The sequence below is a fragment of the Burkholderia ubonensis genome, assembly GCF_902833085.1.
In the GTDB taxonomy this organism is placed as follows: Bacteria; Pseudomonadota; Gammaproteobacteria; order Burkholderiales; family Burkholderiaceae; genus Burkholderia; species Burkholderia ubonensis.
Window position 1 is genome coordinate 225388 of record NZ_CADFEB010000007.1, and the last position, 19443, is coordinate 244830.

Here is a 19443-nt window from a genome sequence, read left to right on the forward strand (position 1 = left end):
CCTGCCGGGCGTGCCAGCGCCCGGCGAACCCTTCTTTCCCCGTTTTCTCCCCGTTGCCGCGCTACGTGCGCGCCAGCCAGCGCCGCTCGATCTTCGACGTCGCCCAGCACACGCCGAGCGCGCACACCGTGCCGAGCGTCACCTCGCCGAGCCGCACGAGCGGAATGTCCCACAGCGGGCCGCTGCCCGGAAACAGCATCACGATCGTCGCGGTGACGCCGCCGAGCCGCGCCGCGCTGCCGACGTTCAGGCACCAGCAGCAGACGATCACGACCGCGACCGCGATCGCATAGGCGAGCATGTCGTGGCCGCCGCCGAGCGCGGCGCCCGCGAAGCCGAGCACGCCGCCGACCATCGCGCCGATGAACTGGTCGCGCGACAGCGACATCGTGTCCGCGTAGTTGTGCTGGGTGACCGCGATCGCGGTGACCGCGGCCCAGACCGCCTGCTCGGAGTGCAGCGCGCGGCCGATGCCGTAGGCGAGGCACGCGCCGCAGACGGCCTGCAGCGCCATCAGCCCGCCTTGCGCGAGCCGCTGGCGCAGCGACAGCCCCTTGAACAGGTCGAACACCGACTGCTGGATCTGCTGCCGGGTTTCGTTGAGTGTCCTGAGTGTATTCATCGTCTGGCTGCCATGAATCGGGTGACGCGGGCGTGTGGCGTCAGTGCGCCTGTTCGGGCGACGCGGGCGCGGACGCCTCGGCCTGGTCGTCGCCGTTCTCGACGCGCGTTTCGGGCATGCCGAGCCAGACCAGCAGCACCGCGAGCGCACCCGCGGCGGCGAGCCCGAAGAAGCTGACCGCATTGCCGAAATGATCGGCGACATAGCCGGCCGCGGCCGTGCTGAAGGTCGCGCCGATCCCCGCTGCGAGGCCGAACAAGCCGATGCACAGGTTGTAGCGGCCCTTGCCGCCCGCGACGTCCGCGGCGATCAGCGGCAGCATCACGCCGAACACCGCGGCGCTGATGCCGTCGAGCATCTGCACCGGCACGAGCAGGTACGGGCTGCTCACGCCGGCGAACAGCAGCGCGCGCACCGGCAGCGCCGAGAAGCCGAGCAGCAGGATCGGCCGGCGGCCCCAGCGCTGCGCGGAGCGGCCGACCCACGGCGACAGCATCGCGACGATCGCCTGCGGCACGATGATGCACGCGGCGATCACGAGCTGCACGTTCTCGCCCATGCCGGCCGTCACTTCGCCGGCCGCGAGGTTCAGCATCGCCGCGTTCGACAGGTGGAACAGCACGACGCACGCGGCGAAGGTCAGCATCCGCCGGTCGCGCAGCAGCTCGAGCAGCGTCTCGCGCTCCTCGCCGTCGTCCTCGCCGTCGTCCTTGTCGTCGTGCTTGCCGCCGACGTGCGGGATCACCGTATGGGTCGGCTGGATCATCGCGAGCGCGAACAGCGCGGGCAGCGCGAGCACGGCGGTCAGCCAGAACACCGCGCGCGCGGAGAAGTATTCGCCGGTGAGCCCCATCAGGCCCGCCGCGACCGCGCTGCCGATCGACGCCCAGCGCGCGTTGCGGCCGAGCCGGTCGCCGAGGTCCGCGCGGCCGACCAGCGAGAACGAGATCGCCGCCATCGCCGGCACCAGCATGCAGCTCGCGAAGCCGTGGAATACCTCGGCCGCGATCACCGGCACGATCGTCGGGCTGGCGGCCAGCAGCACCGCGGACAGGATGATCGCGGCGATCGCCCACGCGGCCGCGCCTTTCTTGTTCTTCAGCGCGTCGACGGCCGCGCCGCCCGGCACCTGGCTCACCATCGCGCTGATCGTGCCGATCGACAGCACCATGCCGATTTCGCCCTGCGTCCACTTGTGCGATGCGAGGTACGACGCGATGAACGGACCGAAGCCCGTTTGAACGTTCGCCACGAAGAAGTTGAGCCAGTCGAGCGCCCGGAGGCTGCGCACGCTGACGGTCTGGTGGATCGTCATCGCGTGGCACTCGCAGGCGAGGCCGGCGCGGGGGCGGGCGGCGGCGAGACGGCGACGAGCGGCTTGTCCGCCGCGTAGGGCGGCGACGCCTTGATCTGCGCGTCGTTGAGGTCGAGCTGCGGGCGCAGCGTCCTGTCGCGCGTGACGAAGCGCAGCGCGGCCCAGTTCGCGGCGATCGAGCGGCGATCCGTGTTGACGAGCCCGCCGAGGTCGAGCACGACCGCCTGCGGTTGCGCGTCGCGGTCGATCAGCACGTCGACGACGCGGCCGATCTTCGTGCCGTTCGGCCGTTCGACGTCGCTGTCGAGCATCGGCAGGCGCGTGGCCGGCGACGCGGCGGACGAGCCGGACAGCGGCACCGCCTTCGGCCGGGCGGCCGGCGGCAGCTCGCCCGACGGCACGTCGAGCACGATCGGCTCGCGCTTGCCGCCCGGCAGGAAGCGGAACACGCTCCACGGGAAGCTGACCTTGCGGTCGCCGACGCCCATGAAGCCCTGCAGGTTGACGATCATCTCGCGCGGCTTGCCGCTCGGGTCGGTCACCATGTCGACCGCGCGGCCGATCACCTTGCCGCCGCGCCGCCGCACCTCGCTGTCGAGCAGCGCGTGGACCTCGTTGCGGTCGAGCGTGCGCGTCGCGACGAGCGGGGCCGGCACGGGCGGCGCCGGCGGCGGCGCCTCCGGACGCTGGACCGGCTTCGGCCGCGCGACTTCGCGTTGCGGCTTCTTCGGCGCCTCGGCTTCGGGCCGGACCGGCGCGGGCACGGGCGGCATCGTCAGCGGTTCGCCGGCGGTTTCCTCGACCGGCTCGACAAGCGCCTCGCTGATCGGCGCGGGCGGGTTCTGGGTCGGCAGCAGCCCGCAGCCGGACAGCAGCGCGGCGGCGGCGAGGATCGGGAAGAGCGTCGTGGACGGGAATGACATGCGGGACGCGTGAAGCGGATATCCGCCGCTCATTGAAAACTCACTCCAAGGGTCGGGGGCGGGCCCGGAGGCACGCGGCTGGCGATGGAAGGCGGGTGCGTGCGGCGCACCACGCGAGGGGAGAGTTTACCGTGTCTCGCGGGAAAGGCCGAAGAACGGCGGGCGATCGATGGGAATCGGCGCGTGAGAACCGCGTGCGGCGGCGTGCGCGCGGGCGTCGCCGCATCGCGGCGACCGGAGCCGGAAGGCCGGCGCACCGAGCCGTGCGACATGGCGCCGCAGCGGTCGGCCCGGGGCGTGTGTGCGTCGATTCGCGCGACGCACACGCGAAGGCTTACGCCTCCGGATACCAGGCGTCCGTGAAATCGCTGACGGCGACGTCGGCCAGTTCGGGCCGGGCCTCGAGCCACCCGCGAACCGACTCGCGGTCCGCGTCGGTCGTCGTGCCGCGCGGCGCGCCGGAAATCACGTAGGCGCTGATGCCTTCGTCCGCGGACGCGACGGTCAGCAGCCCGTTCGCCTCGACGAAGTCGATGAATGCGTCGATCAGTTCGCCGCGCTGGAGGTCGCTCAGCTCGGTGCGGTATTGGGCCGATGCGCAGAAGGCCAGCTCCTGGAATTCGCCGATGTGGAGTTTCTTGCGCTGGCGGCGGTTGTGTTGCTTGCTCATGGTGCTTTGATAAATGCTTGCAGGGATGGAAAAAGGGGCTTCGTGCAGCGGGAGCGCGTGCGTTCACTTCACTTTACTTTACGCACTGCACATCCTGCCTGGGCACGGAGATGATCGCCGGGTAGGTTCCGCGCTCGAGTTCCACGCGCGCGACCACGACCAGCGTCTGCGCGTCGCTGTCGTCGTACACGCTGACCCGCTCGTGCCGAAGATACGTGACGCCGGTGCAGCCGGACGTGCGGCCGTCTTCGGAGACCTTGCAGTCGAGCGGATGGTCGGCGAGGTAGCGGTACTTTTCCGGGGTCGCGAGGTATTCGCGCAGGCTTGGCGCGGATCCGCCGACGCCGGTGACGGTCGCGATCGCGCACGATTGCTGCGACGCGTCGCCGGAAGCCGACGTTTCGGCCGTTGCCGGCACGCTCGCGAACGCGAGCGCGGCGACGAATGTGGATGCGATGATGGACTTCATGGCTCGGTTACCCGTGTGCGGACTCAGCGCGGGATTGTAACCAACCCGCGCGGGACGGGTTGTCGACCGAGCATCGCGCGCCGTGCGTCACATCAGCACGATATCGTACTGCTCCTGGCTCAGATTCGACTCGACCTGCAGCGACACCGGCTTGCCGATGAAGTCGATCAGCATCGCGAGATGCTGCGATTCCTCGTCGAGGAACAGGTCGATCACCTGCTGCGCGGCGATCACGCGGAACTCGCGCGGATTGAACTGCCGCGACTCGCGCAGGATCTCGCGCAGGATGTCGTAGCACACGGTGCGCGACGTCTTCACCTGGCCCTTGCCCTGGCAGGTCGGGCACGGCTCGCACAGCACGTGCGCGAGCGATTCGCGCGTGCGCTTGCGCGTCATCTCGACGAGCCCGAGCTGCGAGAAGCCGTTGACGGTCACGCGTGTACGGTCGCGCGCGAGCGCTTTCTTCAGCTCGGCGAGCACCGCGTCGCGATGCTCGGCATTCTCCATGTCGATGAAGTCGATGATGATGATCCCGCCGAGGTTGCGCAGCCGCAGCTGCCGCGCGATGGTGTGCGCGGCCTCGAGGTTGGTCTTGAAGATCGTGTCGTCGAAGTTGCGCGCGCCGACGTAGCCGCCCGTGTTCACGTCGATCGTCGTCATCGCCTCGGTCTGGTCGATCATCAGGTAGCCGCCCGACTTCAGGTCGACCCGCCGCGACAGCGCGCGCTGGATTTCCGCCTCGATGTTGTACAGGTCGAACAGCGGCCGCTCGCCGGTGTAGTGGTGCAGCTTCGGGCTCACGGCCGGCGTGAACTCGGCCGCGAATTCGGCGAGCCGCTGGTACGTCTCGCGCGAATCGACCTGGATGCGCGACGTGTCGTCGTTCGCGAAATCGCGCAACACGCGCTGCGCGAGGTCGAGATCCTGGTACAGCAGGCTCGTCGCCGGCAGCCGCTGCGCCTGGCCGACGATCGTCGCCCAGGTCTTGCGCAGGTAGGTGACGTCGCCGGCCAGCTCGTCGGAGGTCGCGTCCTCGGCGATCGTGCGCACGATGTAGCCGCCTTTCTCGTCCGCCGGGATCACCGCGGTCAGGCGCGCGCGCACCGCCTCGCGCTCGGCCTCGCTCTCGATCTTCTGCGAAATGCCGATGTGCGGCTCCTGCGGCAGGTAGACGAGCGTGCGGCCCGCGATGCTGACCTGCGTCGACAGCCGCGCGCCCTTCGTGCCGATCGGGTCCTTGATGACCTGGACCATCAGCGTCTGGCCCTCGAACACGGTCTTTTCGATCGGCTGGTGCGGCGCGCTCGTGTGCGGTTCGCCGTTCAGGCGCGGCTGCCAGATGTCGGCGACGTGCAGGAACGCCGCGCGCTCGAGCCCGATGTCGATGAACGCCGACTGCATGCCGGGCAGCACGCGCACGACCTTGCCGAGATAGATGTTGCCGACGCGTCCGCGCGACAGCGTGCGCTCGACGTGAAGCTCCTGCACCGCGCCTTGCTGGACGAGTGCAACCCGCGTTTCCTGCGGCGTGATGTTGATCAGGATTTCTTCGTTCATGGCGGGATTCAGAAGTCGACGCGCGCGGCGCGCAGCAGTGCTGCAGTCTCAAAAAGGGGCAGACCCATGATACCTGAATGGGAGCCGGCGATTTGCTCGACGAATTCGGCCGCGCGCCCCTGGATCGCGTACGCGCCGGCCTTGCCGAACGGCTCGCCGGTCTCGACGTAGCGCGCGAACGCGTCGCGCGGCGCGGCCGCGAAGCGCACCGACGAGCGCGACAGCGCCGGCGGCAGCAGCGCGCCGCCCGCGTCGACCACGGCGACCGCGGTCAGCACTTCGTGCTCGCGCCCCGCGAGGCGGGTGAGCATCGCGAGCGCGTCGGCGGGATCGGCGGGCTTGCCGAGGATCGCGCCGTCGATCGTCACGGTCGTGTCGGCGACGAGCACCGGCGCGGCGGGCTTGCCGCTCGCGACGAGGCGCGCACGCGCGGCGTCGGCCTTCGCGACGGTCACGCGCAGCACGTAGTCGTCGGCGGCCTCGCCGGGCAGCTCGGCTTCGAGCGCCTCGGCGTCCTCGTCGGGGCGGGGCAGCAGCAGCTCGAAGCGCACGCCGATCTGCTGCAGCAGTTCCTGGCGGCGCGGGCTTTGCGAAGCGAGGTAAAGGGTCGGGAAGAGTTCGCGGGAAACGCTGGACGGCATGGTGTCGTTATCTCGTGGGGCGCGCGGCGCGCGCGTCGCGAGGACGACGCGTCATGCGCGGTGATAGGGGTGATTCTGCGTGATGCTCCACGCCCGGTAAAGCTGTTCGGCGAGCAGCACCCGCACCATCCCGTGCGGCAGCGTCATGCTGGAGATGCGCAGCAGCAGGTCGGCGCGCGCCTTGAGCGCCGGGTCGAGCCCGTCGGCGCCGCCGATGATGAACGCGACGTCGCGGCCGTCCTGCTGCCAGCCGGGCAGCGCCTGCGCGAGCTGCATCGTGGTCCAGTCGCGGCCGCGCTCGTCGAGCGCGACGATCCGCGCGCCCTTCGGCAGCGCGGCCTCGATCTTCTGTCGCTCGGCGGCCATCACGCTTTCGGCGCTGCGCCCGCCGGAGCGCAGCTCGGGCTTGATCTCGCGCAGCTCGATGCGCAGCTCGGGCGGCATCCGCTTCGTGTATTCATCGAAGCCGGACGCGATCCAGCCCGGCATCTTGTGACCGACCGCGAGGATGAAAAGCTTCATCGGGACGATGCGTGACGACTCAGCGGCGGCGGGCGGGCGTCTTGCGCGCCGGACGGGCGACTTCTTCCTCGTCTTCCTCGTCGTCTTCGGCCTGCGCTGCCGCACCGTTCGGGGCCTTGCCGCCGCCGAGCTTCATGCGCACCGGCTTGTCGCCCCAGATTTCCTCGAGGTTGTAGTACTGGCGCAGCGCGGGCTGCAGGATGTGCACGACCGCGTCGCCGCAGTCGACCAGCACCCATTCGCCGGTGTCCTCGCCTTCGGAGCTGACGACGTCGCCGCCGGCTTCCTTGACCTTGTCGCGCACGTTCGACGCGAGCGCCTTGGTCTGGCGGTTCGAGGTGCCGGACGCGACGATCACGCGGTCGAACAGTTCGGTCAGGTGGCTCGTGTTGAAGACCTTGATGTCTTGTGCCTTGACGTCTTCGAGGGCGTCGACGATGACGCGCTGCAGTTTGCGGATATCCATGGATTCAGGATTGGTAGAGACGATGTTGAAGAATATAGGCCCAGACGGCAGGCGGCACGTGCTCGGCCGATGCGTCGGGCATTTGCGCGCGGCGCGCGATGCATTCGCGCAGGTGCGCGCGGATGTCGGTCGCGGCGATGTCGAACGCGAGCGTCGTGTCGATCAGCAGGCGCCCGGCCGGCGTGGCCATCAGCACGTCGGCGCCGGCCTGCCGCGCGGCGACTTCCTGCGCGACCGCCTGCGGCGCGGTGCCAAGATCGAAGCCGGGGCGGGTCGACACGCAGATGTGCGCGTAGTCGAACAGCCGGCGCCAGTCGCGCCAGGTGTCGAGCCGCACGAGCTGGTCCGCGCCGATCAGCAGCGACAGCGACGCGTCCGGGCCGACGCGCGCGCGCCAGCGCGCGAGCGTGTCGACGGTGTAGGTCGGCCCCGCGTGCTCGATCTCGTCGGTCGCGACGCTGACCGTCGTGCCCGGCAGCACGAGCGCTTGCGCGGCGGCGCGCGTCATCGCCAGGCGATGCTCGGCGGCCGACACGTCGCGCTTCTGGTACGGCTGCCCGGCGGGCAGCAGCACGAGCTCGGTCAGGCCGAGCACGTCGGCGAAGCGGCCGGCGAGCGCGAGATGACCATCGTGGATCGGGTCGAACGTGCCGCCCAGCAGGCCGATGCGACGCAAGAGCGGGCTCGGCAGCGGGGCGGGGCGGGTGGTGTTGTTCAGAACGGGTCCCTTTCGTTGCGGTGGCGCGAGGCTCAGACCCAGTCGCGCGGCACGAGGAAGTCGCTGGTCAGGCGCGCCTCGGGCGTTCCCGGCTCGGGCTGCCAGTCGTAGCGCCAGTTCGCGACCGGCGGCATCGACATCAGGATCGACTCGGTGCGGCCGCCGCTTTGCAGGCCGAACAGCGTGCCCCGGTCGAATACGAGGTTGAATTCGACGTAGCGGCCGCGACGGTAGGCCTGGAACGCGCGCTCGTGCTCGCCGTACGGCGTGTCGCGGCGGCGCTCGACGATCGGCAGGTACGCGGCGAGGAACGCGTCACCGACGCTTTGCATCATTTCGAACGCGCGTTCGAAACCGGGCTCCGCGTAATCGTCGAAGAAGATCCCGCCGATGCCGCGCGCCTCGTTGCGGTGCTTGAGGAAGAAATACTCGTCGCACCACTGCTTGAAACGCGGATACAGGTCCGCGCCGAACGGATCGAGCGCGTCCTTGCAGGTCTGGTGGAAATGCCGCGCGTCGTCCTCGAAGCCATAAATCGGTGTCAGATCCATCCCGCCGCCGAACCAGAACACCGGCGCTTCGCCGGGCTTGGTCGCGATCAGCATCCGCACGTTCATGTGCACGGTCGGGCAGTACGGATTGCGCGGGTGCAGCACGAGCGACACGCCGAGCGCCTCGAAGCCGCGGCCCGCGAGTTGCGGGCGCGCCGCGCTCGCCGACGGCGGCAGTGCGTCGCCCGCGACGTCGGAAAAGCCGATGCCGGCGCGCTCGAACACCTGGCCGTCCTCGAGGATGCGCGTGCAGCCGCCGCCGCGCAGGCGCTCGGCCGGCCCGCGCTGCCATGCGTCGGTCGCGAGCGGCGTGCCGTCGAGCGCGCCGAGCGCGTCGGCGATGCGGGTCTGCAGGCCCTGAAGGTAGGCGCGCACGCGCTTCACGTCGTAGGTCGAATCGGTCATGTCTGGACTGAGTGCCCCTCGGAAATGCGGGCGTAAAAAATGCATCTGCCGGGCATTCTATCGAAGCCCGGCAGAGGAAGGGCGCGGCCGCGTCAGCGGGGCGCCGGTTGCCGACGTTACGCGCTCTTGCGGCTCAGCGCGCGGTAGCCGATGTCGCGGCGGTACTGCATGCCTTCGAAATTGATCTGGTTGATCGTTTCGTACGCATGCTGCTGCGCCTCGCGCACCGAGTCGGCGAGGCCGACCACGCACAGCACGCGGCCGCCCGACGTCGTCAGCTTGTCGCCGTCGAGCGTCGTGCCCGCGTGGAACGTCACCGCCTGTTCGGTCTCGGCCGGGATGCCGTTGATGCGGTCGCCCTTGCGCGGCGCGTCCGGATAGCCGTGCGCGGCCAGCACGACGCCGAGCGCGGTGCGGCGGTCCCAGTCGAGCTCGACCGTGTCGAGCGTGCCCGCGATCGCCTGCTCGACGACCTTCGAGAAATCGCTCTTCAGGCGCGCCATGATCGGCTGCGTCTCGGGGTCGCCCATCCGGCAGTTGAATTCCAGCGTGCGCGGATTGCCGTCCTTGTCGATCATCAGGCCCGCATACAGGAAGCCCGTGAAGCGGATGCCGTCCTTCTCCATCCCGCGCACGGTCGGCATGATGATCTCGCGCATCACGCGCGCGTGCATCTGCGGCGTGACGATCGGGGCAGGGGAATACGCGCCCATGCCGCCCGTGTTCGGGCCGCGGTCCTCGTCGAGCAGGCGCTTGTGGTCCTGGCTGGAGGCCAGCGCGAGCGCGTGCTTGCCGTCGACCATCACGATGAAGCTCGCTTCCTCGCCGTCGAGGAATTCCTCGATCACGACGCGCGCGCCGGCGTCGCCGAGCTTGTTGCCCGACAGCATCATGTCGACGGCCGCGTGCGCTTCTTCCAGCGACATCGCTACCACGACGCCCTTGCCCGCGGCGAGGCCGTCGGCCTTGACGACGATCGGCGCGCCTTTCGCGTCGATGTACGCGTGCGCGGCGGCCGCGTCGGAGAAGGTCTCGTAGTCGGCAGTCGGGATGCCGTGGCGCTTCATGAACGCCTTCGCGAAATCCTTCGAGCTTTCGAGCTGCGCCGCTTCGCGGGTCGGGCCGAATACCTTCAGGCCGCGCGCGCGGAACAGGTTGACGATGCCGGCCGCGAGCGGCGCTTCCGGGCCGACGAGCGTGAACGCGACGCCTTCGCTTTCCGCGAAATCGGCGAGCGCGTCGAGCGACGTGATGTCGACATTCTTCAGGCGCTCGTCCTGCGCCGTGCCGCCATTGCCGGGCGCGACGTAGACCATCTGGACGCGCGGCGACTGCGCGAGCTTCCACGCCAGCGCATGTTCGCGGCCGCCGGAACCGACGACGAGTAGTTTCATGGGATTCCCCGCAGACTAAAAAACAGGGCGGCCGGCACGCTCAGGCGCGCCGGCCGCGATAATCGGTCGGGCCGCCGCCGCGAACGAGGCACGGCGGCAGGCATCTCATTCCTCGACGACGACGGCGTTCGTATACACCTCCTGCACGTCGTCGAGGTTCTCGAGCGCGTCCAGGAGCTTCTGCATCTTCACCGCATCGTCGCCGGTGAATTCGACTTCGTTCTGCGGCTTCATCGTCACTTCGGCGAGTTCCGCCTTGAAGCCGCCGGCTTCGAGCGCGTCCTTCACCTTCGAGAATTCCTGCCAGTCGCACAGCACTTCGATCGAGCCGTCGTCGTTCGTGCTGACGTCGTTCGCGCCCGCCTCGAGCGCCGCTTCCATCAGCGCGTCTTCCGACGTGCCCGGCGCGAACAGGAACTGGCCGACGTGATCGAACATGAACGCGACCGAGCCGTCGGTGCCCATGTTGCCGCCGAACTTCGAGAACGCGTGGCGCACTTCCGCGACCGTGCGGGTGCGGTTGTCGGTCAGCGTGTCGACGATGATCGCCGCGCCGCTGATGCCGTAGCCTTCGTAGCGGATTTCCTCGTAGTTCGCGCCGTCCGCGCCGCCGACGCCGCGATCGATCGCGCGCTTCACGTTGTCCTTCGGCATGTTCGCGTCGGCCGCCTTGTCGACCGCGAGACGCAGGCGCGGGTTCGAGCCGATGTCGCCGCCGCCGAGGCGCGCCGCGACCTGAATTTCCTTGATCAGGCGGGTCCAGATCTTGCCGCGCTTCGCGTCGGCCGCTGCCTTCTTATGCTTGATGTTGGCCCATTTCGAGTGACCAGCCATACGTTTCTCCGTCGCCCCGGCGCTCTGCGCGGGCGTTTAAGCCAATGTGTCGTTGAATCGGCGGCCGTTGGGGCGGGCGTGAAGCCGCGGGGGCCGCGCGTGTCGAGTGGAGCGAGATTTTATCACGCGGCGGCCGTCCGCTTGGGGCCGTCGCGCATGGCCGAATGGCCGGGGCCGGCCGCCGCGAAACCCGCGGAGGGCCGGATGGCCGGTCCCGGGATCGCCGGCCGCCGGATGGCCGGCCCCCGGATCGCCATTCCTCAGTTCTTCGTGCCGAACAGCCGGTCGCCCGCGTCGCCGAGGCCCGGCACGATGTACGCGTGCTCGTTCAGGTGCGAGTCGAGCGACGCGACGTACAGCTTCACGTCCGGATGCGCGTCCTGGAACACCTGGACGCCTTCCGGCGCGGCGACGAGCGCGACGAACATGATGTTCGCGGCCGGCACGTTGCGGCGCTTGAGCACGTCGACCGCGTGCACGGCCGAGTAGCCGGTCGCGACCATCGGGTCGCACAGGATGAAGATCCGGTCCTCGAGGTCCGGCAGGCGCACGAGGTACTCGACCGGGCGGTGGTCGTCCGCGCGGTACACGCCGATGTGGCCGACGCGCGCCGACGGGACCAGGTCGAGCAGGCCGTCCGACATCCCGACGCCCGCGCGCAGCACGGGGACGATCGCGAGCTTCTTGCCGGCGATCACCGGCGCGTCGATCTCGACGAGCGGCGTTTCGACCCGCTTGGTGGTGATCGGCAGGTTGCGGGTGATCTCGTAGCCCATCAGCAGCGTGATTTCGCGCAGCAGCTCGCGGAACGTGCGCGTCGACGTGTCCTTGTCGCGCATGTGGGTCAGCTTGTGCTGGATCAGCGGGTGATCGAGGATGAAGAGATTCGGGAAACGGCTGTCCTGTTTCATGACGGGGGGCGCCCTGGCGCAAAAGGGGATCGGGACGGCAGGCGGGCGGCGGGCCCGTCTGCGCGCAATGACGCAAGTTTACCAAGACGGGCCGCGCGATCCGGATATTATCGACGTCTGACCGACAACCCGCGCGCCGCCCGGCGCGCCGCAATCAACGGATATCGACGATGGATCTCGGCATCGCAGGGAAGACCGCGCTCGTGTGCGCGGCAAGCAAGGGCCTCGGGCGAGGCTGCGCGGAAGCGCTGGCCGCCGAGGGCGTGAATCTCGTGATCGTCGCGCGCACGCGCGACACGCTCGAGGCGACCGCGGACGCGATCCGCGCGGCGTCGGGCGTCGCCGTGACCGCCGTCGCGTGCGACATCACGACGCCGGACGGGCGCGCGGCCGCGCTTGCCGCCTGCCCGCAGCCGGACATTCTCGTGACGAATGCGGGCGGCCCGCCGCCGGGCGACTTCCGCGATTTCTCGCACGACGACTGGATCCGCGCGCTCGAGTCGAACATGCTGACGCCGATCGAGCTGATCCGCGCGACCGTCGACGGGATGATCGCGCGCCGCTTCGGCCGGATCGTCAACATCACGAGTTCCGCCGTGAAGGCGCCGATCGACGTGCTGGCGCTGTCGAACGGCGCGCGCTCCGGGCTGACCGGCTTCGTCGCGGGGCTCGCGCGCCGGGTCGCCGCGCACAACGTGACGGTCAACAACCTGCTGCCGGGCCTGTTCGACACCGACCGGATCGCGACGACGCTCGCCGCGTCGGCGCAGGCGAAGGGCGTGACGGTCGACGAAATGCGCGAGCGGCGCGCGCGGGAGATTCCGGCGGGCCGCCTCGGCACGCGCGACGAGTTCGGCGCCGCGTGCGCGTTCCTGTGCAGCGTGCATGCGGGCTACATCACCGGGCAGAACTGGCTGCTCGACGGCGGCGCTTATCCAGGAACGTTCTGACGGGCGCCGCGCGGCAGGCTTTTATGACGACAACACACCGAAGGACTTGGAGATGAGCACACCCCGCATCGCACTGATTGCGCACGACGCGAAGAAGGACGAGATCGTCGCGCTCGCGGGCGAGTACCGCGCGGCGCTTGCGCGCTGCCGGCTGGTCGCGACCGGCACGACGGGCGGCCGCATCGCGGCCGCGCACGGCCTCGATGTCGAGCGCAAGCTGTCCGGGCCGCTCGGCGGCGACCTGCAGATCGGCGCGGAGCTGGCCGAGGGCCGGGTCGACGTCGTCGTGTTCCTGCGCGACCCGATGACCGCGCAGCCGCACGACCCGGACATCACCGCGCTGGTGCGCGCGTGCGACGTGCACAACGTGCCGGTGGCGACCAATGTCGCGACCGCGCGGATGCTGCTCGATGATCTGGCGCTGCGTTTCGCCGACGCGGGCTGACGCGAGTTGGCCCGCGGTGCGGCGGGCGGGCTGTCCGGACGACAGCGATGCCCGGCGCCGCCGCGATTCGCCGTTATCGGCATTGGCTGCATGTCGCGCGGTATTCGTCGATCAATGACACGGGTATTTTTGTCGCAAGACGTTGACGATCAGGCCCGCCGCGCCGGCCTTTAGCGCGTCCCGCGGCAGCGTCCGGAGCTCGCCGAGCACTTCCGAATCGATTTCTCCCGGTTTGACGCGTCCAGTGCCGCACCAGTCCTTGCCTTCGGCGGCATCTGCCACGCCGGCCAGATAACCGGACATGACGTGACGCTCGGCGTTCGCGTACGGACTGTTATCGGTACGGCTCATGCCGTCGAGCAGTCGAACGCCGTCGACGCGCGGCACCGCGGTCCCGTTTGCGATGCCGACAGTCGCCGACAACAACACGAAAACGAACTTGTTTCGGATAGAAAAGACGCTCATGGCATGTCACTCGAGAGTTCGGAAAAAACCATAGCACGGCTGTCATCTCATAAATGTGCGTGGGAATCATGTGACGCCGTGTCAGCCGACGGCATCCGACCGGTCCCTGCGATATCCCTACGCCGATCAAGGGATTGCGACGGCGCGCTGCGTGTTTGCGCACGCCGCGCGAGAATCCCGCGGTGCGACCCGCGTGCGCATGCAGCGCCGTCCGACCGACGCCGACGCGTTCGCCGAGCGGTATTTCCAATCAAACGAGGAGCGAAACGATGCCGAAAGCAATCCGATACGACCAGGCGGGCGGCCCGGAGGTGATGAAGTGGGTCGACGTCGAGGTCGCCGAGCCGCAGGCGGGCCAGGTCCGCGTCAAGCAGCATGCGGTCGGGCTCAACTACATCGACGTGTATTTCCGCACCGGGCTCTATCCGCAGCCGCTGCCCGGCGGGCTCGGGATGGAGGCGGCCGGCGAAGTGACGGCGGTCGGCGACGACGTGACCGCGTTCAAGCCGGGCGACCGCGTCGCCTATGTGTCGTCGTCGCCCGGCGCGTACGCGCAGGAGCGCGTGCTGCCCGCCGACCGCCTCGTCAGGCTGCCGGACGGCATCGGCTATGACGAAGCGGCGTCGGTGATGCTGCAGGGCCTGACCGCGCACTACCTGGTGCGCCGCACGTATCGGGTCAAGGCCGGCGACACGATCCTGATTCATGCGGCGGCGGGCGGCGTCGGCCTGCTCGTGTGCCAGTGGGCGAAAGCGCTCGGCGCGACCGTGATCGGTACGGTGAGCTCCGACGAGAAGGCCGGGATCGCGAAGGCGCACGGCTGCGATCACCCGATCGTCTATACGCGCGAGAACTTCACGGAGCGCGTGCGGGCGATCACGAACGACGCGCTGCTGCCGGTCGTCTACGATTCGATCGGCAAGGATACCTACATCGGCTCGCTCGACTGCCTTGCGCCGCTCGGGCTGTTCGTCAGCTTCGGCAACGCGTCCGGCCCGCTGCCGCCGATCGACTCGAAGGAATTCTCGTCGCGCGGCTCGCTGTTCTTCACGCGGCCGACGCTGTTCTCGTACATCGCGAAACGCGCGGATCTCGAAGCGGCCACGGCCGAGCTGTTCGACGTGATCCAGTCGGGCAAGGTGAAGACCAGCATCAACCAGCGCTATCCGCTCGCGGAAGTCGCGCGCGCGCACGCCGATCTCGAGGCGCGCAAGACCACCGGCTCGACGATCCTCGTGCCCTGACACCGCCGCGCCGGCCGACCGGCCGGCGCGCGTATTCCCCCGGGCGGCGCTGCGGCGCCGCCTGCCCGTTTACGCGTTTTTTATACGCCCCCTACGACCTTTGACCCGTCCTTTACGCGCGTTCCAATAAGGTTCTACTCGTCCGATTTCGACGACGGAGAACACAAAAATGGATGGGGTTTTCATCGGCGCACTGGTGCTGTTCACCGCGCTGATCCTCGGTTTGATCGCCGGTTGCGAGAAGCTCGCGCAATACGGCCGCGGGGGGCGGGCATGACCTGGATGCTGTGGTTGGCGGGCGCTGCGTCCGCCTTGCTGTTCGCGTATCTCGTCTTTGCGCTGCTGCGCGCGGAGGACATCGAATGAACGCGAACACGATCTTTCAATCGGTGCTGTTCATCGTCGTGCTGCTGGCGGCGGCCGTGCCGGTCGCGCGCTACCTGTCGGCGGTGATGGACGGCAGCTCGCGCGTCGTGCGCGTATTCGGCCCGCTCGAGCGCGCGCTCTATCGCATCGCCGGCGTCGACGCCGGCAGCGAAATGAACTGGAAGCAGTATGCGATCGCGACGATCGCGTTCAACGCGCTCGGCGCGCTGTTCCTCTACGGTCTCCTGCGCCTGCAGGGCTTGCTGCCCGGCAACCCGCAGCAGTTCGGCCCGATGACGGTCGACGGCGCGTTCAACACCGCGGTCAGCTTCGTCACCAACACGAACTGGCAGGACTACACGCCCGAGCAGACCGTCAGCTACCTGACGCAGATGCTCGGCCTCACCGTGCAGAACTTCCTGTCCGCGGCCACGGGCATCATCGTCGTGATCGCGCTGATCCGCGGCTTCGCGCGCCACACCGCGCAGACGATCGGCAACTTCTGGGTCGACCTGACGCGCGTGACGATGTACGTGCTCGTGCCGATGGCCGCGATCATCGCCGCGCTGCTGATGAGCCAGGGCGTGATCCAGAACATGAAGGCGTACCAGGACGTGCCGGCGCTGCAGGCGAGCACCTACGCCGCGCCGAAGCTCGATGCGCAGGGCAACCCGGTCAAGGACGACAAGGGCAACCCGGTGACGGTCGCGACGCCGCTCACGAAGCAGACGCTCGCGATGGGCCCGGTCGCGTCGCAGGAAGCGATCAAGATGCTCGGCACCAACGGCGGCGGCTTCTTCAACGCGAACTCCGCGCATCCGTACGAGAACCCGACGCCGTTCGCGAACTTCCTGCAGATCTTCGCGATCCTGATCATTCCGGCCGCGCTGTGCCTCGTGTTCGGCCGCATGATCGGCGACCGCCGGCAGGGCATCGCGGTGCTCGCGGCGATGACGGTCGCATTCACGGTCGCGGTCGGCGTCGAGGTGAGCGCCGAGCAGGCCGGCAACCCGACGCTCGCGGCGCTGCACGTCGACCAGTCGGCGGGCGTGCTGCAGGCGGGCGGCAACATGGAAGGCAAGGAAACGCGCTTCGGCATCGCGCAGACCGGCATCTTCACGGTCGCGACCACGGCCGCGTCGTGCGGCGCGGTCGACACGATGCACGATTCGCTGACGCCGCTCGGCGGCCTCGTGCCGATGCTCCTGATGCAGCTCGGCGAAGTGGTCTACGGCGGGGTCGGCTCCGGTCTCTACGGGATGCTGGTGTTCGCGCTGCTCGCGGTGTTCGTCGCCGGCCTGATGATCGGCCGCACGCCCGAATACGTCGGCAAGAAGATCGAGGCGTACGAGATGAAGATGGTGTCGATCGTCGTGCTGCTCACGCCGCTGCTGGTGCTGGTCGGCACGTCGATCGCGGTGCTCGCCGATGCGGGCCGCGCCGGCATCGCGAACCCGGGCCCGCACGGCTTCTCGGAAATCCTGTACGCGTTCAGCTCCGCCGCGAACAACAACGGCAGCGCGTTCGCGGGCCTGACGGTCGGCACGCCGTTCTACAACTGGATGACGGCGATCGCGATGTGGTTCGGCCGCTTCGGCACGATCGTGCCGGTGCTCGCGATCGCGGGCTCGCTCGCCGCGAAGAAGCGCATCGCGACGACGAGCGGCACGCTGCCGACCCACGGGCCGCTGTTCGTCGTGCTGCTGCTCGGCACGGTGCTGCTGGTCGGCGCGCTGACCTACGTGCCCGCGCTCGCGCTCGGGCCCGGCGTCGAGCACCTGATGATGTGGCTGGGCGCGTAATGCGTTCACCGCACGCACGCCAACAAGGACAAGCATTCAAGAGATTGCGATGACTCAACATTCCGCAACACGCTCCATGTTCGACCCGGCGCTGCTGCGCCCGGCGATCGTGGACTCGTTCAAGAAACTCACGCCGCGCACGCAGTTCCGCAACCCGGTGATGTTCTGCGTGTACGTCGGCAGCATCCTGACGACGATCCTGTGGATCGCCGCGCTCGTCGGCCAGGCCGAGGCGCCCGCGGGCTTCATCCTCGCGATCGCGCTGTGGCTGTGGTTCACGGTGCTGTTCGCGAACTTCGCGGAGGCGCTCGCCGAAGGCCGCTCGAAGGCGCAGGCCGCCTCGCTGCGCAGCGCGAAGCGCGACGTGATGGCCAAGAAGCTCAACGAGCCGCATCCGAAGTCGCCGATCCGCATCACCACCGCGACCGAGCTGCGCAAGGGCGACGTCGTGCTGGTCGAGGCGGGCGACGTGATCCCGGCCGACGGCGAAGTGGTCGACGGCGTCGCGTCGGTCGACGAATCGGCGATCACCGGCGAATCCGCGCCGGTGATCCGCGAGTCGGGCGGCGACTTCTCGTCGGTGACGGGCGGTACGCGCGTGCTGTCCGACTGGATCGTCGTGAAGGTCACCGCGAATCCGGGCGAGGCGTTCCTCGACCGGATGATCGCGATGGTCGAGGGCGCGAAGCGCAAGAAGACGCCGAACGAGATCGCGCTGACGATCCTGCTGGTCGCGCTGACGATCGTGATGCTGCTCGCGACCGCGACGCTGCTGCCGTTCTCGATGTTCTCGGTGGAAGCAATGAAGGCGGGGCACGTGGTGACGATCACCGCGCTGGTCGCGCTGCTCGTGTGCCTGATCCCGACGACGATCGGCGGCCTGCTGTCCGCGATCGGCGTGGCCGGCATGAGCCGGATGATGCAGGCGAACGTGATCGCGACCTCGGGCCGCGCGGTGGAAGCGGCCGGCGACGTCGACGTGCTGCTGCTCGACAAGACCGGCACGATCACGCTCGGCAACCGTCAGGCGTCGGCGTTCGTGCCGGCGCCGGGCGTGACCGAGGAGGCGCTCGCCGATGCCGCGCAGCTGTCGTCGCTCGCCGACGAGACGCCGGAGGGCCGCAGCATCGTCGTGCTCGCGAAGGAGCGCTTCAACATTCGCCAGCGCGACATGGCGCAGCTGCACGCGACGTTCATCGGCTTTTCCGCGCAGACGCGGATGAGCGGCGTCGACCTGTCTCCCGAGGCGACGTCCTCCGGGGCGCCGCACCGCGAGATCCGCAAGGGCGCGGCCGATGCGATCCGCCGCTACGTCGAGACGCACGGCAGCCGCTTTCCGGACGAAGTGCGCCGCGCGGTCGACGACGTCGCGCGCCGCGGCAGCACGCCGCTCGTGGTCGCGGAGCTGCGCGACGGCGCGGCGCGCGTGCTCGGCGTGATCGAGCTGAAGGACATCGTGAAGGGCGGCATCAAGGAGCGCTTCGCGGAACTGCGCAAGATGGGCATCAAGACCGTGATGGTGACGGGCGACAACCGGCTGACCGCGGCGGCGATCGCGGCGGAGGCCGGCGTCGACGACTTCCTCGCGGAAGCGACGCCGGAAACCAAGCTCGCGACGATCCGCGAGCACCAGGCGGCGGGGCGGCTGGTCGCGATGACGGGCGACGGCACCAACGATGCGCCGGCGCTCGCGCAGGCCGACGTCGCGGTCGCGATGAACACCGGCACGCAGGCGGCGAAGGAAGCGGGCAACATGGTCGACCTCGACTCGAACCCGACCAAGCTGATCGAGATCGTCGAGATCGGCAAGCAGATGCTGATGACGCGCGGCTCGCTGACGACGTTCTCGATCGCGAACGACATCGCGAAGTATTTCGCGATCATCCCGGCCGCGTTCGTGACGACCTATCCGCAACTACGCGTGCTCGACATCATGCACTTGAGCTCGCCGTCGTCCGCGATCCTGTCGGCGGTGATCTTCAACGCGCTGATCATCGTCGCGCTGATCCCGCTCGCGCTGAAGGGCGTCACGTACCGGCCGCTCGGCGCCGCGTCGCTGCTGCGCCGCAACCTGCTGGTGTACGGCCTCGGCGGCGTGCTGCTGCCGTTCCCGTTCATCAAGCTGATCGACATGACGCTCGCCGCACTCGGCTGGGCCTGAGGGAAATTCACC

Annotated in this window: 21 protein-coding genes; 6 read left to right on the forward strand and 15 right to left on the reverse strand. The window is 69.0% G+C overall.

The window, feature by feature from the left end; translation table 11 throughout:
- Positions 1 to 61: 61 nt before the first annotated feature.
- The 14 genes from HWX31_RS20870 to upp all read right to left on the reverse strand — a co-directional run bounded on the left by HWX31_RS20870 (position 62) and on the right by upp (position 11998).
- Positions 62 to 622 carry an FUSC family protein gene (locus HWX31_RS20870; RefSeq protein WP_174964876.1) on the reverse strand — a complete coding sequence of 187 codons (561 nt, stop codon included), beginning with the start codon at positions 620 to 622 and terminating at the stop codon, positions 62 to 64.
- A 40-nt stretch (positions 623 to 662) separates the two neighbouring features.
- Entirely contained in the window at positions 663 to 1937 is a 1275-nt protein-coding gene (locus tag HWX31_RS20875; protein WP_174964878.1) for an MFS transporter, read from the reverse strand.
- The gene (locus HWX31_RS20880; RefSeq protein ID WP_174964880.1) at positions 1934 to 2893 is read right to left on the reverse strand and encodes a PRC-barrel domain containing protein; all 960 of its coding nucleotides are present in this window, start codon (positions 2891 to 2893) and stop codon (positions 1934 to 1936) included. The genes HWX31_RS20875 and HWX31_RS20880 overlap by 4 nt, the downstream gene beginning before the upstream one ends.
- A 301-nt stretch (positions 2894 to 3194) precedes the next feature.
- Complete coding sequence (locus HWX31_RS20885) at positions 3195 to 3530, reverse strand: YggL 50S ribosome-binding family protein (RefSeq protein ID WP_010091129.1); 336 nt, start codon at positions 3528 to 3530, stop codon at positions 3195 to 3197.
- Between the two features lie 73 nt (positions 3531 to 3603).
- A complete protein-coding gene (locus HWX31_RS20890) occupies positions 3604 to 3999 on the reverse strand; it encodes a hypothetical protein (protein ID WP_174964882.1) in 396 nt (131 codons plus the stop codon).
- A gap of 87 nt (positions 4000 to 4086) precedes the next feature.
- A complete protein-coding gene (gene rng, locus HWX31_RS20895; RefSeq protein ID WP_174964884.1) occupies positions 4087 to 5556 on the reverse strand; it encodes a ribonuclease G in 1470 nt (489 codons plus the stop codon).
- 8 nt (positions 5557 to 5564) lie between these two features.
- Positions 5565 to 6197 carry a Maf family protein gene (locus HWX31_RS20900; protein WP_059613006.1) on the reverse strand — a complete coding sequence of 211 codons (633 nt, stop codon included), beginning with the start codon at positions 6195 to 6197 and terminating at the stop codon, positions 5565 to 5567.
- 51 nt (positions 6198 to 6248) lie between these two features.
- On the reverse strand, positions 6249 to 6719 hold the full coding sequence (gene rlmH / locus HWX31_RS20905) for a 23S rRNA (pseudouridine(1915)-N(3))-methyltransferase RlmH (RefSeq protein ID WP_059477494.1): 471 nt from the start codon (positions 6717 to 6719) through the stop codon (positions 6249 to 6251).
- A 19-nt stretch (positions 6720 to 6738) separates the two neighbouring features.
- Positions 6739 to 7185 (reverse strand): ribosome silencing factor, encoded by a 447-nt coding sequence (gene rsfS, locus HWX31_RS20910; RefSeq protein ID WP_059477482.1) that lies wholly within the window; start codon positions 7183 to 7185, stop codon positions 6739 to 6741.
- Positions 7186 to 7189: 4 nt separating this feature from the next.
- Entirely contained in the window at positions 7190 to 7945 is a 756-nt protein-coding gene (locus HWX31_RS20915; RefSeq protein ID WP_341829963.1) for a nicotinate-nucleotide adenylyltransferase, read from the reverse strand.
- Positions 7936 to 8859, reverse strand: a complete 924-nt coding sequence (hemF, locus tag HWX31_RS20920; protein WP_174964886.1) for an oxygen-dependent coproporphyrinogen oxidase — start codon at positions 8857 to 8859, stop codon at positions 7936 to 7938. The genes HWX31_RS20915 and hemF overlap by 10 nt, the downstream gene beginning before the upstream one ends.
- A 116-nt stretch (positions 8860 to 8975) precedes the next feature.
- Positions 8976 to 10253 carry a phosphoribosylamine--glycine ligase gene (gene purD, locus HWX31_RS20925; protein ID WP_059613012.1) on the reverse strand — a complete coding sequence of 426 codons (1278 nt, stop codon included), beginning with the start codon at positions 10251 to 10253 and terminating at the stop codon, positions 8976 to 8978.
- A gap of 105 nt (positions 10254 to 10358) precedes the next feature.
- Positions 10359 to 11087 carry a YebC/PmpR family DNA-binding transcriptional regulator gene (locus HWX31_RS20930; RefSeq protein WP_059613014.1) on the reverse strand — a complete coding sequence of 243 codons (729 nt, stop codon included), beginning with the start codon at positions 11085 to 11087 and terminating at the stop codon, positions 10359 to 10361.
- A gap of 260 nt (positions 11088 to 11347) precedes the next feature.
- Positions 11348 to 11998, reverse strand: a complete 651-nt coding sequence (gene upp / locus HWX31_RS20935; protein WP_010091140.1) for a uracil phosphoribosyltransferase — start codon at positions 11996 to 11998, stop codon at positions 11348 to 11350.
- A gap of 170 nt (positions 11999 to 12168) precedes the next feature.
- On the opposite strand from upp, the gene HWX31_RS20940 reads away from it, so the two are divergent.
- Positions 12169 to 12948, forward strand: coding sequence for an SDR family oxidoreductase (locus HWX31_RS20940; RefSeq protein WP_059618503.1), 780 nt, complete (start codon positions 12169 to 12171; stop codon positions 12946 to 12948).
- Between the two features lie 52 nt (positions 12949 to 13000).
- On the forward strand, positions 13001 to 13393 hold the full coding sequence (locus HWX31_RS20945; protein ID WP_174964888.1) for a methylglyoxal synthase: 393 nt from the start codon (positions 13001 to 13003) through the stop codon (positions 13391 to 13393).
- Between the two features lie 111 nt (positions 13394 to 13504).
- Here the strand turns inward: HWX31_RS20945 and HWX31_RS20950 are convergent, their stop codons facing one another.
- A complete protein-coding gene (locus tag HWX31_RS20950; RefSeq protein WP_174964890.1) occupies positions 13505 to 13858 on the reverse strand; it encodes a Rap1a/Tai family immunity protein in 354 nt (117 codons plus the stop codon).
- Between the two features lie 269 nt (positions 13859 to 14127).
- Between HWX31_RS20950 and HWX31_RS20955 the strand changes: the two genes are divergently transcribed.
- The 4 genes from HWX31_RS20955 (at position 14128) to kdpB (ending at position 19431) form a co-directional block, all read left to right on the forward strand.
- Positions 14128 to 15102 carry a quinone oxidoreductase family protein gene (locus HWX31_RS20955; RefSeq protein ID WP_174964891.1) on the forward strand — a complete coding sequence of 325 codons (975 nt, stop codon included), beginning with the start codon at positions 14128 to 14130 and terminating at the stop codon, positions 15100 to 15102.
- 273 nt (positions 15103 to 15375) lie between these two features.
- The gene (gene kdpF, locus HWX31_RS20960; protein WP_174964893.1) at positions 15376 to 15468 is read left to right on the forward strand and encodes a K(+)-transporting ATPase subunit F; all 93 of its coding nucleotides are present in this window, start codon (positions 15376 to 15378) and stop codon (positions 15466 to 15468) included.
- A complete protein-coding gene (gene kdpA, locus HWX31_RS20965; protein ID WP_174964895.1) occupies positions 15465 to 17270 on the forward strand; it encodes a potassium-transporting ATPase subunit KdpA in 1806 nt (601 codons plus the stop codon). The genes kdpF and kdpA overlap by 4 nt, the downstream gene beginning before the upstream one ends.
- 49 nt (positions 17271 to 17319) lie before the next feature.
- A complete protein-coding gene (gene kdpB / locus HWX31_RS20970; RefSeq protein ID WP_174964897.1) occupies positions 17320 to 19431 on the forward strand; it encodes a potassium-transporting ATPase subunit KdpB in 2112 nt (703 codons plus the stop codon).
- The last annotated feature ends 12 nt before the right edge of the window (positions 19432 to 19443 follow it).

Bases quoted from the DNA above. Each gene is read 5' to 3' on its own strand.
- HWX31_RS20940 (WP_059618503.1), top strand. From the start codon at position 12,169: ATGGATCTCGGCATCGCAGGGAAGACCGCGCTCGTGTGCGCGGCAAGC.
- rsfS (WP_059477482.1), bottom strand. From the start codon at position 7,185: ATGGATATCCGCAAACTGCAGCGCGTCATCGTCGACGCCCTCGAAGAC.
- kdpA (WP_174964895.1), top strand. From the start codon at position 15,465: ATGAACGCGAACACGATCTTTCAATCGGTGCTGTTCATCGTCGTGCTG.
- HWX31_RS20880 (WP_174964880.1), bottom strand. From the start codon at position 2,893: ATGAGCGGCGGATATCCGCTTCACGCGTCCCGCATGTCATTCCCGTCC.
- rlmH (WP_059477494.1), bottom strand. From the start codon at position 6,719: ATGAAGCTTTTCATCCTCGCGGTCGGTCACAAGATGCCGGGCTGGATC.
- rng (WP_174964884.1), bottom strand. From the start codon at position 5,556: ATGAACGAAGAAATCCTGATCAACATCACGCCGCAGGAAACGCGGGTT.
- HWX31_RS20890 (WP_174964882.1), bottom strand. From the start codon at position 3,999: ATGAAGTCCATCATCGCATCCACATTCGTCGCCGCGCTCGCGTTCGCG.
- kdpB (WP_174964897.1), top strand. From the start codon at position 17,320: ATGACTCAACATTCCGCAACACGCTCCATGTTCGACCCGGCGCTGCTG.
- HWX31_RS20930 (WP_059613014.1), bottom strand. From the start codon at position 11,087: ATGGCTGGTCACTCGAAATGGGCCAACATCAAGCATAAGAAGGCAGCG.
- HWX31_RS20950 (WP_174964890.1), bottom strand. From the start codon at position 13,858: ATGAGCGTCTTTTCTATCCGAAACAAGTTCGTTTTCGTGTTGTTGTCG.
- HWX31_RS20955 (WP_174964891.1), top strand. From the start codon at position 14,128: ATGCCGAAAGCAATCCGATACGACCAGGCGGGCGGCCCGGAGGTGATG.
- upp (WP_010091140.1), bottom strand. From the start codon at position 11,998: ATGAAACAGGACAGCCGTTTCCCGAATCTCTTCATCCTCGATCACCCG.
- hemF (WP_174964886.1), bottom strand. From the start codon at position 8,859: ATGACCGATTCGACCTACGACGTGAAGCGCGTGCGCGCCTACCTTCAG.
- HWX31_RS20945 (WP_174964888.1), top strand. From the start codon at position 13,001: ATGAGCACACCCCGCATCGCACTGATTGCGCACGACGCGAAGAAGGAC.
- HWX31_RS20885 (WP_010091129.1), bottom strand. From the start codon at position 3,530: ATGAGCAAGCAACACAACCGCCGCCAGCGCAAGAAACTCCACATCGGC.
- purD (WP_059613012.1), bottom strand. From the start codon at position 10,253: ATGAAACTACTCGTCGTCGGTTCCGGCGGCCGCGAACATGCGCTGGCG.
- kdpF (WP_174964893.1), top strand. From the start codon at position 15,376: ATGACCTGGATGCTGTGGTTGGCGGGCGCTGCGTCCGCCTTGCTGTTC.
- HWX31_RS20870 (WP_174964876.1), bottom strand. From the start codon at position 622: ATGAATACACTCAGGACACTCAACGAAACCCGGCAGCAGATCCAGCAG.
- HWX31_RS20900 (WP_059613006.1), bottom strand. From the start codon at position 6,197: ATGCCGTCCAGCGTTTCCCGCGAACTCTTCCCGACCCTTTACCTCGCT.
- HWX31_RS20875 (WP_174964878.1), bottom strand. From the start codon at position 1,937: ATGACGATCCACCAGACCGTCAGCGTGCGCAGCCTCCGGGCGCTCGAC.